This is a genomic window from Treponema ruminis, from assembly GCF_014201975.1.
In the GTDB taxonomy this organism is placed as follows: Bacteria; Spirochaetota; Spirochaetia; order Treponematales; family Treponemataceae; genus Treponema_D; species Treponema_D ruminis.
Genome location: NZ_JACHFQ010000005.1, coordinates 87,765 through 101,767, shown reverse-complemented (window position 1 = coordinate 101,767; position 14,003 = coordinate 87,765). Strand labels below are relative to the sequence as shown.

The 14,003-nt window shown below is 43.3% G+C and carries 12 protein-coding genes; 4 read left to right on the top strand and 8 right to left on the bottom strand.

The window, feature by feature from the left end; all coding sequences use genetic code 11:
* Positions 1 to 31: 31 nt before the first annotated feature.
* Genes HNP76_RS08360 through HNP76_RS08350 form a run of 3 tightly spaced genes read right to left on the bottom strand, consistent with a single transcriptional unit; the run spans position 32 to position 4,035 of the window.
* The gene (locus tag HNP76_RS08360; protein ID WP_184659424.1) at positions 32 to 838 is read right to left on the bottom strand and encodes a type I phosphomannose isomerase catalytic subunit; all 807 of its coding nucleotides are present in this window, start codon (positions 836 to 838) and stop codon (positions 32 to 34) included.
* Entirely contained in the window at positions 838 to 1,767 is a 930-nt protein-coding gene (locus tag HNP76_RS08355) for a nucleotidyltransferase family protein (protein ID WP_184659422.1), read from the bottom strand. The genes HNP76_RS08360 and HNP76_RS08355 overlap by 1 nt, the downstream gene beginning before the upstream one ends.
* Before the next feature lie 18 nt (positions 1,768 to 1,785).
* On the bottom strand, positions 1,786 to 4,035 hold the full coding sequence (locus HNP76_RS08350; RefSeq protein ID WP_184659420.1) for a GGDEF domain-containing protein: 2,250 nt from the start codon (positions 4,033 to 4,035) through the stop codon (positions 1,786 to 1,788).
* Between the two features lie 286 nt (positions 4,036 to 4,321).
* Between HNP76_RS08350 and lysA the strand changes: the two genes are divergently transcribed.
* Complete coding sequence (gene lysA, locus HNP76_RS08345; protein ID WP_184659417.1) at positions 4,322 to 5,590, top strand: diaminopimelate decarboxylase; 1,269 nt, start codon at positions 4,322 to 4,324, stop codon at positions 5,588 to 5,590.
* 98 nt (positions 5,591 to 5,688) lie between these two features.
* Here the strand turns inward: lysA and HNP76_RS08340 are convergent, their stop codons facing one another.
* Both HNP76_RS08340 and HNP76_RS08335 read right to left on the bottom strand, forming a co-directional pair.
* The gene (locus HNP76_RS08340; RefSeq protein WP_184659415.1) at positions 5,689 to 6,801 is read right to left on the bottom strand and encodes a 30S ribosomal protein S1; all 1,113 of its coding nucleotides are present in this window, start codon (positions 6,799 to 6,801) and stop codon (positions 5,689 to 5,691) included.
* Positions 6,802 to 6,945: 144 nt separating this feature from the next.
* Positions 6,946 to 7,512, bottom strand: a complete 567-nt coding sequence (locus HNP76_RS08335; protein WP_184659413.1) for a histidine phosphatase family protein — start codon at positions 7,510 to 7,512, stop codon at positions 6,946 to 6,948.
* A 140-nt stretch (positions 7,513 to 7,652) separates the two neighbouring features.
* Between HNP76_RS08335 and HNP76_RS08330 the strand changes: the two genes are divergently transcribed.
* The 3 genes from HNP76_RS08330 to HNP76_RS08320 all read left to right on the top strand — a co-directional run bounded on the left by HNP76_RS08330 (position 7,653) and on the right by HNP76_RS08320 (position 10,991).
* Positions 7,653 to 8,777 carry a hypothetical protein gene (locus HNP76_RS08330; protein WP_184659411.1) on the top strand — a complete coding sequence of 375 codons (1,125 nt, stop codon included), beginning with the start codon at positions 7,653 to 7,655 and terminating at the stop codon, positions 8,775 to 8,777.
* Between the two features lie 218 nt (positions 8,778 to 8,995).
* Positions 8,996 to 10,108, top strand: a complete 1,113-nt coding sequence (locus HNP76_RS08325; protein ID WP_184659409.1) for a hypothetical protein — start codon at positions 8,996 to 8,998, stop codon at positions 10,106 to 10,108.
* An 85-nt stretch (positions 10,109 to 10,193) separates the two neighbouring features.
* On the top strand, positions 10,194 to 10,991 hold the full coding sequence (locus HNP76_RS08320; protein ID WP_184659407.1) for a hypothetical protein: 798 nt from the start codon (positions 10,194 to 10,196) through the stop codon (positions 10,989 to 10,991).
* A gap of 361 nt (positions 10,992 to 11,352) precedes the next feature.
* On the opposite strand, the gene HNP76_RS08315 is transcribed toward HNP76_RS08320, so the two are convergent.
* The 3 genes from HNP76_RS08315 to HNP76_RS08305 all read right to left on the bottom strand — a co-directional run bounded on the left by HNP76_RS08315 (position 11,353) and on the right by HNP76_RS08305 (position 14,001).
* Positions 11,353 to 12,585, bottom strand: a complete 1,233-nt coding sequence (locus HNP76_RS08315) for a porin family protein (RefSeq protein WP_184659405.1) — start codon at positions 12,583 to 12,585, stop codon at positions 11,353 to 11,355.
* Between the two features lie 183 nt (positions 12,586 to 12,768).
* Positions 12,769 to 13,593 carry a PD-(D/E)XK nuclease family transposase gene (locus HNP76_RS08310; RefSeq protein WP_246462618.1) on the bottom strand — a complete coding sequence of 275 codons (825 nt, stop codon included), beginning with the start codon at positions 13,591 to 13,593 and terminating at the stop codon, positions 12,769 to 12,771.
* Positions 13,594 to 13,779: 186 nt separating this feature from the next.
* Positions 13,780 to 14,001, bottom strand: coding sequence for a hypothetical protein (locus HNP76_RS08305; protein ID WP_184659403.1), 222 nt, complete (start codon positions 13,999 to 14,001; stop codon positions 13,780 to 13,782).
* Between the last annotated feature and the right edge of the window lie 2 nt (positions 14,002 to 14,003).

Sequence of the window (14,003 nt, the reverse complement as noted above, 5' to 3'; positions counted from 1 at the left end):
AAAGAAAAATTTAAGAAAAACACCTTAGCTATTATTTTGACTGTATTCGAATTACTTCGCCTTTTCCTTCAAGCGTGATTTTTTCGCCCGGAAGCACGGCAAAGATTTCTTCGGCTTTGAAAGAATGTTCTGTTTTTGAGCCGTCTTTTGCTGTTGCACGTATTGTGCCTTCTCCGCCAGAGATAAACACAAGTTCCACCAGTTTTGAAGAAGGGGAGACCAAAAACGAATATCCACCTTTTAACGGCTCTTTTTTGAGCGCAAAATACTTGCATTCAAATTCTTCGCCGAGCGGGGAAATTTTTTGCTTTTTTTCATTTTTGATGACTTCAACGCCTTTTTCGATGTGGACTTCGCGCGGCCTGCCCCAGTCATAAAGCCTGTAAGTGATATTGCAGCTCTGCTGGACTTCGAGCAATCTCAATCCACCGCCGATTGCGTGCACCGTTCCCGACGGAATGAAAATAAAGTCGCCTTTTTTGACTTCAACACGGTCAAGATGGCTTTCAAGAGAATTTGCCTTGATTGATTCGCGAAGTTCTTCCTTGCCGGGATTTCCTTTGAGCCCGTAGACTAAGCTTGCTCCAGGCTCTGCGCTGAGCACGTACCAGCATTCGGTTTTGCCCCGCTCATTCTCGCCTTCAAGCCGCTTGGCATCTTCATCATCAGGATGTACCTGCACCGAAAGCGTGTCATTTGCTTGTATAACTTTGACGAGAAGAGGATAGTCTCCTGCAAGTTGTTTGAATTCGCTCTGGCATCCGTCTGCATGAGTAGAAGCAATCCAGTCCTCATAGCCCCATACTTTATCCGAACGGATAGGATTTAATTTAATCATTATTTATCCCACAATTTTTCCGGGTAGTAGCCGCTTGCGATTTTCTTTGCGATTTCGTCTTTTACTACCTGTTTGTCCTCTGGATAGGTCATGCCAAACCAGCTTTCATCGCTTGTGAAGACTTTGATTCTTCCTTCGCCGTTTTTGATGATGTCGCTTGCCGCAACAGGGAGAAGGGCTTCTGCCTTTGGATCAGACAGCTTTGTTGCCTTAAAGTTGTCCCAGTATTTTTCAAAACGCTCGAATGCCTTTGGCGAGAATCCGAAGAGGTTCATGCTTACTGTTTCTTTGCCAGTCATTGAGATGTTTTTGCCGTCAAGCTCGGAAATGATTTCGTTACCTTCGAAGTGCTCGCCGGTGTAATAGATTTTTGTGTTCTCAACGATTGACTTGAGGTAGCCGCCCTCTGTAGAAGCGACACCGCGGCTTACAGAACCGTTTCGGCTCATTGTGTTGCCCAGGATGTAGCCTACCATGGCATGCTCAGTGCAGTCATTGTCGATTGAAGAAAGGTAATTTCCAAGAGTCTCAAAGGCAGCGCGACCGTAATAGTCATCTGCGTTGATTACGGCAAAAGGCTCGTGAATTGCTTCTTTTGCACAGAGGACTGCATGGATTGTACCCCAAGGCTTTTTGCGCTCAGCCTTAGCTGCTGTCTGCTGCTCTTCTTCGTTGAGAAGTGCTGTCGGAGTCTGGAAAACATATTCTGCGTTAAAGTTGCGTGCAACGCGGTCAAAAAGCCGCTCGCGGAAGTCCTTTTCGATGTCCTTTCGGATGATGTAAACGATTTTACCGAATCCGCATTTTTTTGCATCATAAGCGGCGAAGTCCAAAAGACACTCACCGTTCTTTCCTACGGAGTCAATCTGTTTAACTCCGCCATAGCGGCTACCCATTCCAGCCGCAAGTACAAGTAATGTTGGTTTCATAGCATTAATTTTAGTCTTTTAACGATGCTTTTTCAAGAACTCCATGAAGTCATCTTCTCTGAGTGGCTTTGAGTAGAAATAGCCCTGAACCTGATCGCACTTGATTTTCTTAAGGAAGTCACGCTGTTCCTCTGTTTCGACGCCTTCGAAAATCGTCTCTTTTTTGAGGTTTTTGCCCAGACCGACCAGAGTTTCGATAAAACTCTCTGATGTCGCGTCCAGACGGCCGTTTTCTGAGTCGTTTGCAAAGAGGAAGGAACGGTCGAATTTGAGGATGTTGACCGGAATTGTCGAGAGCATGTTGAGCGAAGATTCTCCGGAACCAAAATCGTCCATGGCGACCCTAAGTCCTTCTTTTTGAAGCATAATCGTGATGTCGCGGAGAAGGTTTTTGTCCAGTGTGGCCCGCTCCAAAAGCTCGACTTCGATGAGGGTAGGAGAAATGTCGTATTTTTTGAGCAGGGCGATAAATGAATGTACGAATTTATCCGGCTTGTCGTGGTTGCGGCTGACATTTACTGAAATTGGGACAGTCGGTTCCTTGTTATCCATGCACTTGCGGATGAATTTGAAAACCTGCTCATAAACATAAAAGTCAAGCTTTACGATGAAGTTGTTGCGCTCAAACAGCGGCACGAAGGAATTCGGCGGCATGTAACCCAAAACAGGACTCTGCCAGCGGACAAGGGCTTCTGCTCCGACGACTTTTTCGCTCTGAAGGTCAACCTTTGGCTGGTACATGACGAAAAATTCGTTGTTCGCGAGGGCCGCTTCCATGTGGGTTTCGATGAAATTTTCATTCTTTGACTTTTGTAGCAGCCTGTCATCGTAAATTGCAAATTGCTGGAGGGCGTTTTCCTTGATTGTGCTTTTTGCAAAGCTTGCCCGTGTAATCAAAAGCTGAATGCCCTGAATTTCATCTTTTATGTTTGGAAGATAGAACGAAAGACCGAATTTTGGAATGAAAGGAATGCTGGCCTGTTTAGACTTTTCTGTAATTATCTTCAAATCCTTTTTGAAATAATGCATGGCTTTGTGCACGGAAGTAATCTTGATGAGGATGAAAAAATGATCCGCGTAGCCACGGCATAAAATTCCGTCATAGTGATTTGTATTTTCGTAAAGCAATTTTGAGAACTGAAGAAGCATCTTGTTTGCCTGGTTCTCGCCGTAGTTCTGATTTATGAATTTAAAACCGCGGATGTCGCTTTCTATAAGAAGAAATTTTGCGTTTGAGTAGCGTTTTAAGAGTTTGTTTGCTTCTTTTTCGAAATAGCTTCGTACCCAAAGGTGCGTGATTGCATCAATGTGTGTCGAAATAATCTGGTGCCGTTCTAAAATTCTGTGGATCCAGATTTCTAGCATGAGAATAAGTGAAAGCGTGACGACGATGATTTCGATGATAAAATTGTGATAAGCTTTCTGCCGCTTTATGACATTTGTGAATTCAGTTTTGGGAACAGTGTAGCCGATTGTCCATGGTGCGCTGTCGATTTCTTTGTAAAAGATATAAGCCGGCTCACCATCTGTTGTGATTGAGTCTTTTACATGAAATTCCCCGTTTGAGGTGCGCAGAACTGTATCGGAGTATTTATAAGGAGAATAAACCCAGCCTATCCATTTTTTATTGTAGTGAGAAATAATCCGCTTGTTTTCATCCCTGATTATGAATCTCGTGCTTTCGCTTCGCTTGATTTCATCAAAATAACTTGACAGTTCGTTTAATGGACATGTCGCAAAAAGGACTCCGACAATCTCGGTTTTATTGTTGTAAACTGACCTTGCGAATATTGTGCATGATTTGCCGTTGCTTCTTGATTCAAGGATATTGCTTACATAAAACTTTGTTTCACCTGAAATTATCTTTTGATAATATTTGCGGTCAGAAACGTCGTATTCTTCGTCGAAGACGTTCCAGCTGTTGCCATTTTTGTCTGCATAGGCGATATTGTCAAACGGCGGATTGATTTTATCGCGTTCATTCTGAAGAAATTTGCGGATTTCATTTGTGGAATAATCCCTGTAAGCGATTTTGGCATAAAAAATATCAAGTCGGGATTCGAGCTGCTTTAATTTTGAATTGACGGCCAGAGCATAATCTTCGATTTGATCATCGCAATTGTCAATAATCGTAGCCCGTACATTTTCCTGAATTTTTTTGAGAAGCGTGTTTGCAAGGATTATGTTAAGGACAAGAATGATAAGCAGCGATATTGCAAAAGAGAAAATTCGCTCGATGTTAGTGTTTATATAAAATTTCTTTGTCATGACGAAAAGATTGTTAAAACAATCTAAATATAATTATAATCCTATATTTAAAAAAAACAAGAAGAATTAAAATAAATTGAAGTGCAAAGAGGTTTTTGACTCGTCATTATCCGGTATATTTCCAAAAACTCAAGAAAAATGTATAATAGCCCAGCGTTAGGGGGTGGAGCACCAGAGTTGCGTAACGAAGTGAAGCAATGAAGCGAAAGCGGAAGTGCGGAACACCCGACCCTAGCCTCGAGCACTTGTGCTGCGAAGGCTAGGGGAACGCCCAAGAGGATTTTTTATGAAGACTTTTCCATTAAACCACGATGATTTGGTAAAACTGACGGAACAATTTCCGACTCCGTTCTATTTGTACGACGAAAAGGCAATCCGCGAGAACATGCGCCGCTTCACCAAGGCTTTTTCTATTTTCCCGGTATTCCGCGAGTATTATGCCGTAAAAGCCTGCCCAAACCCATATATATTGAAGGTTTTGGCAAGTGAGGGCTGTGGTGCGGACTGTTCAAGCCTGCCGGAGCTCATGCTTTCTTCAATGAGCGGAATCAAAGGCAAGCACGTCATGTTCACATCGAACGAAACTCCTGCCAACGAATACAAATACGCTTTCGCAAACGGAAACATCATCAACCTCGACGACATCACTCATATTTCTTTCTTAAAAAACGCATTGGGCGGAAAGCTTCCTGACACAATCTGCTTCCGATACAATCCGGGCCCGGCCAAACACGGCTGCAACTCAATCATCGGAAAGCCGGAAGAAGCAAAATACGGTCTCACACGCGATCAGATGTTCGAAGCATACAAAATCTGCAAGGAAGAGGGTGTTCAGCACTTCGGTCTTCACACAATGGTTGCTTCAAACGAACTGAACCCGAATTTCTTCGTTGACACAGCAAAGCTCGTGTTTGAGCTTGCGGCAGAGGTCAAAGAAAAGCTCGGTGTCCGGATTGAATTCGTTGACTTGGGCGGTGGTTTGGGAATCCCGTACAAGCCGGAGCAGAAGGCCGTTGATTATGATGAGGTTGCCAAAGGAATCCGCGCGGAATACGACCGCGTTATAGTTCCAGCAGGTCTCGACCCGCTCGAAATTTACTGGGAATGTGGTCGCCCGATTACAGGCCCATACGGCTGGCTTGTAGCCAAAGCAATCCACGAAAAGCACATTTACCGCGAGTATATCGGTCTTGACAGCTGCATGGCAGACTTGATGCGACCTGGAATGTACGGCTCATATCACGAGGTCACGGTCTCAGGCAAAGAAAACGCTCCGCGCGACCACGTTTACGATGTAGTCGGCTCTCTCTGCGAAAACTGCGATAAATTCGCCGTTCAGCGCGAACTTCCAAAAATCGACATGGGAGATTTAGTGATTATCCACGACGCGGGCGCACACGGCCGGGCAATGGGCTTCAACTACAACGGAAAATTGCGTTGTGGCGAGCTTCTTTTGCGCGAAGACGGCTCTGTAAAAGAAATCCGCCGCCGTGAGACGATTGATGACTTGTTCAGCACATTGGACTTGGCCGGAGTGGATGATTTCAAGGCGTAAGAGTTTTATATTGCCACACAGATTCGAAATTGCTACGCAATTTCAGTAATGTTTTTTGACTTTCCGTAGGAAAGTTGAATCCGTGTGGCAATCTAAATTTATTTTTTTAGCAAAGCTGCGAATGGATTGTATGTATCTCCATCGTCATCGTTTGCGTGGGCGCTCATGTATGCGCTTGCGTCGTCTTCTTCCTCGTCGCTTTCACCAGCCGGGGCAAGGCTGATTCTCTTTTCGCCTGCATCGATTTTCTGTACGACGACTTCCATTGTGTCACCGACCTTGAACTTCTTTGCGAGGTTTGTTTTGTCGTTTACGTCGCGCAAAAGGCTTACGTGAACGAGGCCGTCAATTCCTGGCTTGAGGTTTACGAACAAGCCGAATGCCGCGATTCTTGCGATTTTGCCTGTGAATTTGTCGCCAATATTAATAGAAGAAACTTCATCCCACGGATCTTTTTCAAGTTCTTTCATGCTCAAGGAAACTTTTGAACGCTCAGGTTTAGATGTATTCCATTCAGCCTTGATGATTTTTGCTTCGATTTTCTGGCCAACGCTCAGAACTTCTGAAACATCGTTTACGCGTGCGTGAGAAATCTCTGAGATTGGAAGAAGTGCCTGGAATCCGTTCAAGTCGATGAATGCGCCGTAGCTCTGCAAAGACTTTACTTCGCCTGTTACGACTGAGCCTACAGTCAGTTTTTCTGCAAGAGAATTGACTTTGTTGACTTCTGCCTCTTCCTCGACCTTGCGGTTAGAGACGATTATGTTCTTGCCTTCGTTCTTGAACTCAGTGATGATGAATGTGAGGTTGCGGCCAACGTATTCAGCTGGCTCCAGGCGATTTTTGTAGCCCATCTGAGAGTATGGACAGAATGCGCGGCTTGTTCCGATTTTTACTTCGAATCCGCCTTTGATTTCGGCTGTGACATTGCCCTCAACCGGCAGTCCTGAATTGAAAGCCGATTCAAGCACGTTTGTGTCAGCATTTTCGCCCTTCAAGCGGGTAGTGAAGTGAAGCTCGTCCCGGTTTGATGAAACAAAATAGACTTTGATTTTATCGCCTTCGTTTACTGTGCATTTTCCGTCTGAATCGATAAATTCTGCTTTGTCAACAAATCCTTCGCTCTTAAGCCCCAAATCAATAAAAACCGTGTCATTAGAAATTTGAACGACCGTAGTCTCAACTTCCTGCCCGATTTCAAATCCTTTCATATTTTTAACTCCTTTTATAGTTATCCACAGATGAACACAGATTACCACAGATTTTTTGTTTTGTTAATCATGAATTTTTCGTGTTTATACGAATGTTTTTCTTATGCCTTATACATAATCTGTGACATCTGTGTAATCTGTGGTTTAAAATTCATACTCCAGCAACTGACAGTTCGTGATTCCGAAAGCCCCGAATTCTTCGTTCGTCATGTCGTAGAAATATGAATTTACCACGCGGGCAAGACCGTTATGGGCTACCAGCAGATAAGTTTCGCCTGTCTTCTTTGATTTTTCCGTGAGCTTATCCAGAAGATTGTAGATTCTCTGGGCGCACCTCATGTTTGACTCGCCGCCGGATTCCCTTCCGTAAGACATGGCAAAAGTTTTGAGGGCGGCGCGGAATTCCGGGGCTTCCCTGCTTTTATCTTCAAATGAACCGAAATTTCTTTCTATTAATAGGGCTTCTTCCTCTGCCGGGATTCCCGTGATTTCAGAAATGTGAAGGGCTGTAAGTTTTGCCCGGGAAAGGGGAGAGTAAAAAATCCTGTCGATTTTAATTTCTCCGCTTTCGATTTTTGATTTTAGTTCCTTTCCAAGTGCGACGGCCTGCTCGTGGCCATTTTCAGTAAGTTCGACTTCCCTTGCGCCGCATACAAGTTTTTTGGTGTTTGTAAAAGTCTCTCCGTGACGCGTGAAATAAATTGTAGCCATGCGGGAAAGTATAGCAAAAAAACGCATAAAATGCAAAAAATGCCTGTGAAAGCGGTTGACAAAATAGATAAAACTAACTAAAGTTGCTCGCATATAATAAGTTAGCAAAAGCTAATGAAAATACAAAAAAGGTGGTTTATATGAAAAAAACTATTGTAACTTTAGCCGCAATTGCCATGGCTTCAAGTCTTGCCTTTGCAGATGACCTCAAACTTTCTTTCTACAACAAATTGTACGAAGAGGATGCAATCCTTCAGCACGACGGTGAGGCAGATGAGACTAAAAAAGATTTCCCTGGCATCAAGGAAAGAATGCAGGCAGAAGTCACTTCTGAAAAAGTTGATGCAATGGTAAAGGCAACTGTCACCCTCGATGATTATGATGACAAGCATTTCGGTCTCCAGGGTAAAGTTAATGACTGGTATGTAGAATTCCGCCCTGTCGATAAGCTTGCCCTCGGCTTGCACACAGGTATTTATGCTGACGGTTCAGCACTTCCTATTTATGATGACAATGTAAACGCAGCAAACATCGGTTCTGACGGTTTTACAGTATCTGTCTTCCCGATTGAAAATCTCCGCCTTGCTCTTACAGCTCCTTTCACATTTGACGGCAGCGAGGATAAAGGTGACATCAACTGGCTCAACGGCAAGAAAGAAGACGACGAGCAGGAAAATTTCAACATCGGTTTCGGTGCAATCTATGATCACGAGCTTTTCCAGCTTGGTGCTTCTGTTCAGGACGCAGCAGACAGCGATGAGCGACAGATTGGCGCTTATGTAAACCTTCCAAAACTCTTCGGCAAAGTTGAGCCGCTCACAATCGGTGCCGGTTTTGCTCACTCAGAGGCAGTATTGCCTGTTATCGGCGACGAAGATCTTATTTCCGTTGGCGGACTTGAATCTTGTGTTTACTACAAGGATCTTTTGAGCGCTTATGCTTCATTTGAGATGGAGAAATTCTCAGTCACAGCAGAAATGGCTTACAATCTTGGCTACAAAAAAGACGGATATCACGCTTATGACTTCTACTCAGCAGCCGCAATCTCATTCGGAATCGTAGAGAATCTCAGCGCAACTGCAACAGGAAAAATCCTCGTTGACCTTGCTGACGAAAATGAAACAGAAAAAAGCCTTACAATGGGCGCATTCGCACTTGATTACGATGTAAATGAACACAACACAGTCGGTGCAGAATTCGATGTCGCAATGCATGACAAGGACTGGGCAATTGCTGTGCCTCTTTATTGGAAATATCACTTCTAATGAATGTTGACTAAGTCCATCGGAGCCCCTTTTACTGCACTAAGTGAGCAAAAGGGGCTTTGTTTGCGTTAATGTATTGAAAACCGAAAGAAAGTGCAAATAATTACATAAAACGTGAAAAAAGACCAAAAGTTGATTGACACCATTCTGGCTATACACTAAATTTAAATGAGTAAATGCTTAGCGTTTGCTAATTAACTTTAAAAAAGGTGGTCTTTATGAAAAAGATTATTGCAAGCTTGGTTGCTGCTGCATTGCTTTCATTTGCAGCTTTTGCAGAAGGCTCAGAAGGTTTGTCAGTAACGGGATATCTTCGTGCTGGCATGACAGACACATTTGACAGTTCTGTATATTCAACAAACAAATGGATGCAGGGCGGCTATTTTGGCGGCGGTACTCGTCTTCGTGTAAACATTGATTATACAAAGGCATTCGGTGGACTTACATTCCGCTATCAGGTTGATCCTACATATGAAACTGCTGAAGAAGCAGTCCCTCCGCGAAAAACTAAAACTGTTCGCAAAAGCAGCTTGGATTTCTTCGCTGAGAAGAACGTAAAATGGGCTATGGCTTACGCAAACCTTCTTGACGGACAGGTTATCGCAGAAGCTGGTGTTATTTCTGACCGATTCACAAAAACTGGCGGTTGGGAAGATACAGGTATTGACGGTGGAAAAGGTTTCCGCGTTGTAGTTGTTCCAAAAGTTCTTGCAGGTCTTACTCTTGCAGCTCAGGCTACAGACAAGTTCGCAGACAAATATTCAGATAACGACAGCAAAGTAAAAGACGGAAAGGCTCTTGAAGGCGACATTAAATTTGACGAAAAAGTTCTTGGATTCAGCGCAAAATATGATCATGCTTTGGGCTTTGTAACTGGTGGTGCAGCCCTCGCAGGTTACTACTACGGATCTGTTGGTTTGAAAGCAATTGAGAATCTTACTCTGGTCGGTGAGCTTTTCTATGACTCTACAGACGCTACTAAAAAAGCAAACGGTGACAATGCTACAACAATGATCGTTGCATGGGCTGAATACACAGGAATCGAAAAGGTTCTCCTTGGTGCATATTCATACATCAATCTTTGTGACGGCGAGCATGAAATCGAAATCACACCAGCTGCTTCTTATGACGTAAACTCTTTGCTCAAAGTTTCTGCTGAGGCTTCTCTCTATCTCAGCTCAAACGACAAAAAAGACACTTACGTAACAATTTCTCCAGCTGTTACATTCAAGGCTAGTGACAAGGCAACTGCAACTGCTTCAGCTTTGATCAGCACAGATACTGACCAGGCTAAACACTCAGCTTCAGCAGGTGTCCGCTACAACTTCTAGTCAGACTTTTTCTGATTAGCCGTAACCACTGTGCTTTTTCTTTATTTTACTATAATATAGAACATATCTAAATTAGGAGTTAAAAATGAAAAAGACAGTGGTTTCTATTGCAGGCACAATGATGCTTGCACTTCTTTTATCTTGCGGAAGCACAAAGGTTGACTCAGACGACATAGATTCTTATGGCGACGAAACCGAAGCTACCGCAATTCCCCTTACAGCCAAAAAATCATCATCACAAAAAATTGACTCTGATCCGTACAGCAAGTCAAAAATCAAAGGAAGTGGCGACAGGTCCTTCATGGAGAAGCTTTTTGAATTCAAAAAATTCGAAAAGTATGATTCTACAAATGTTTATTTGAAGAAGGGCAAAAAACGCCTCTGTACATTCATTCATAAACCGCAGACTGATTTGGCAGGTTTTTTGGTTCGCTACGACACATCAAGCTATGCATGTTTCCTTGCAACAAACGAACGAAACGCGCTTATCAAAGCCGCTAATCAGTATTTTGAAGACTTCGATAACAAAAAGCTCGACAAAAAAATGAAAAAATCCGAGCGCGCATACGGACAGGTCGGTGCTTATGAGGAATTTGGAATTGCCGAGTCAATGATGACAAGTTATTCCAAGCCAAAGGCCTATTTCGGCTACAAATTCCTTGGCAAATCTCCATATTTCTGCATTTACGTGGTGCGCTCGCCAAACCTCAACGAAGACCTTGGCTCAAATCGTCCGCCACAGTCTGTTGACCAGAAATACTACTTCACAAGGGCGCAGATTGAAAAATTAACAGACTTCCTTTCCGACGAGAGCATAGACGCCCTCAACGCTCCAATCCCCACAGAATCTGCCGAACCTGATTCTTACGAAGAAGCTGAGTAATAAACAACAAGATAAAAGTAAAAGCGAAAGGTCTGTGTTATTGAAGGGCACAGACCTTTTTTGTTTTGGTTGCATCGTTAGTTCTTGATATCATCAAGGCTCTCGCAAAAAAAAGAGATAAAAGCAAGTAGATAAAAAAGAAAGACTACGTATCTGAGCCATTATTACGTAGGCTTTTCAAAATTTAGCTTACGGAGGTTCAGCCACATTGCCGTGCTGCACTTCCTTTTAAATACTATACTTCACTTAACTGTCAGAGCCAAGAAAAATAAACTCTAGTTTAAAATAAAAATCCCCCACTCTTTAGGAGCAGGGGAAGTTAGTTAGCAACTTCTTATGTTATGCACAAGAAGCAGGTTGCTTAGAACCAGTACTCGAAGCGAACTGGGATTTCCCACATGAATGCTGGGTCTTTTGTTGGGTTGCAGAGGTAGCGGCCACGGCCGTTTGTTGAACCTTCGAATGCTACACCAACGAGACCGTTAGAGAAGCCCTTTGTTACACCAGCGCCGAGAACGAGGTTGTCGCTCTTGTCAGCAGATGTGCCAGAAGCGAAGATGTTGTTTGCATAGCGAACATCAGCGAAGAGTGCGAGACCACCTTCGAGGTTGTAGTCAATACCTACACCAGCGAGGAATCCAAGACCTGTTTTGAATTCGCCTTCTTCAGCAGATTTTTTAGCATCCTTCTGACCAATTTTTGTACCAACGATCAAATGAGCTGTGAGTGCTTCGTTTACACCATAGCGAGCATAAGCGTTAACACCAGTAGCCTGTGAGTTAAGAGTTGGGATTGTAGCACCGACAGAAACAAAGAGATTCTCAACAGAAGTCAAGTCGAATGCAGCAGCGATTGTCTGCCATTTTTCTTTAGCTTTTCCGTCTTTGTCTGTTCCGTCAGCTTGCATTTTCAAAGCAGCTTTGATTGTACCTACACCTTCGATTTTGTAAGCACCAACGTAAGCTGCTTTTTTTCCTAAAACTTCTTCGAGTGGGCGTCCAGAACCTTTTCCGTATTCTGTACCAGCACCATTGTCCCATTTTCCGTCAGAGTTGTTGAGTTTTGTTGGGAGACCAGCACCAAGTGTGAGGCCTTCAACTGGGTAAACAGAAATGCTTACACCTGCACCGTCTGCATCAAGGTAGTCAGCGAATGTCCAACCTTCGCTGTCATTGCCTCTTGCATTGCCCATACCAGCTGCACCGATTCGGTCCCAGTTCCACAAACCGAAGCAAGCGTCACCACGGAGCTCGTTCTGGTCGATTTTACCAACAGTCAATTTAACCTGCTCGATTGGTTTAACCCAGATGAGACAGTTGTCGCCAGGGAAGTTTCCACCAGCACCATTTGCATGGTAGTCAACGCTAAAGCCAACGTTGTCGCTATTGCCAGAAGCATTAACACCTACACGTGGAGCATCCTCACCCCATGACTGGTGAACGTCTGTTACAACAACATCTTTGTCCTCTGCTGTTGAGTAAGCGTTTGCAGCTGTAACCCAAAGGGCACGTCCCCAAGCGCCAAATGTAACTTCTGCCGAGAGGGCAGTTGCTGCCAATGCTGCTACCGCTGATACAGCGATTAACTTTTTCATAAAAATATACCTCCTTTTTTTATGAACAAATTTAGTGATAGGTTCACTATAATATCCATATCGGGATTTGTCAAATAAAATCTTAGAAATTTTGTAAAAATCCGTAACTCTTAATGGAGTTTTCTGTTTTCCAAAATATAAAAGATGCGGCTTCTACAACGATTTCTTTTAGACCATTTTTTACTAAAAGGCTGTTTCTTCCTGCTGTTCAAGTTCTTTTTTAAGAGCCAGCACCTGCTCAAGTGGGAGTGAAGTCCATTTTGCTATGTGTTCTACAGGGACAGCATCGTTTAACATATTCTTCGCATTGGCGATGGCTGTCTTTTGCCTGCCCTCAGCCTCCCGTTCGTCTCCGTATTCTTCGATAATTCTACACATATTTTTCTTTCCTCCATCCTGTTGTTTGTGATAGCGAACTCTTTCTGCAATCTCACTATAATTCATCTCATCCGCATCCGGCGTGCAAAAATCGTGCATAAGTTTTCCGAGCGGGTCATCACCACGATAGCTGCCGTTAACATAAATTATATTACAGCCGTCATCAAAAGGCAAATCGGCTTTTTTTATCCTTTTTTCGACTGCGTAATATGGAAATCCTAAACCGTAATAATCATTCTCCGTGATGAAAATGATGTATAATTCCGGTAAATCCGTGAATTTCTGCATCTTTTTAAGTGTGTGACTGTCGAGCATCGCCTGATTATAGCGTACACGTCTTGGCGAAGCACCTTCATCAGCCCTCTGAACTTCAACGTCGTAATTTTTGCCGTTGGAATCAACAGCAAGTATGTCCAGCTTTACCGAACGTCCATAAAGGTTACGTTTTTCCTTCTGTGTCATCACGCTTTTTACAAAAAGATCGTCTCGCTCGAGCAGGATTCTGAGCAGAAATTGGGTGAGTTTCTTGTCTCCGTCAAACACTACGGTCATGAAATCATCATCAATTAGACGCAGTGCCTGAATCCGTTCAAGCATCTTGGGGTCAATAGTTTTCAAAGAAGTTCCCACTTTTTTCCTCCTGCATATTAATTGCAAAAAAAATTCGATTTTCGGCAATGCAGAATGGAAAAACGTGAATTTATAAGAATTTTATTATTTTATTTTGAGCCAGACACTCGGTCTCTTTCTGTTTTTCTGCCCGATATGACTGAAAAAAACAGCGTGCAGAGAAATCTGCACGCCGGGCGTAATATTTTATTTTCTTCTTGGAAAAATCAAAGGTTTTGAAATCCTTTGGCACGAGTACTTTTTTACTTCTTCCTTTAGTTCAATCACCTGGTCGAGTGGAAGAGAACAGTATTTTGCAATAATCTCTACAGGTAAATTAGTTTCTAAGAGATAGTTCCTCGCATTCTCGATGGCATTAAATTCTTTGACTGTGTTAAAATCATAAGGTCTTTGTGGTTCCATTGTCATAT

Coding starts and splice junctions, on each gene's coding strand:
- HNP76_RS08360 (WP_184659424.1), bottom strand. CDS start 838: ATGATTAAATTAAATCCTATCCGTTCGGATAAAGTATGGGGCTATGAG.
- HNP76_RS08355 (WP_184659422.1), bottom strand. CDS start 1,767: ATGAAACCAACATTACTTGTACTTGCGGCTGGAATGGGTAGCCGCTAT.
- HNP76_RS08350 (WP_184659420.1), bottom strand. CDS start 4,035: ATGACAAAGAAATTTTATATAAACACTAACATCGAGCGAATTTTCTCT.
- lysA (WP_184659417.1), top strand. CDS start 4,322: ATGAAGACTTTTCCATTAAACCACGATGATTTGGTAAAACTGACGGAA.
- HNP76_RS08340 (WP_184659415.1), bottom strand. CDS start 6,801: ATGAAAGGATTTGAAATCGGGCAGGAAGTTGAGACTACGGTCGTTCAA.
- HNP76_RS08335 (WP_184659413.1), bottom strand. CDS start 7,512: ATGGCTACAATTTATTTCACGCGTCACGGAGAGACTTTTACAAACACC.
- HNP76_RS08330 (WP_184659411.1), top strand. CDS start 7,653: ATGAAAAAAACTATTGTAACTTTAGCCGCAATTGCCATGGCTTCAAGT.
- HNP76_RS08325 (WP_184659409.1), top strand. CDS start 8,996: ATGAAAAAGATTATTGCAAGCTTGGTTGCTGCTGCATTGCTTTCATTT.
- HNP76_RS08320 (WP_184659407.1), top strand. CDS start 10,194: ATGAAAAAGACAGTGGTTTCTATTGCAGGCACAATGATGCTTGCACTT.
- HNP76_RS08315 (WP_184659405.1), bottom strand. CDS start 12,585: ATGAAAAAGTTAATCGCTGTATCAGCGGTAGCAGCATTGGCAGCAACT.
- HNP76_RS08305 (WP_184659403.1), bottom strand. CDS start 14,001: ATGACAATGGAACCACAAAGACCTTATGATTTTAACACAGTCAAAGAA.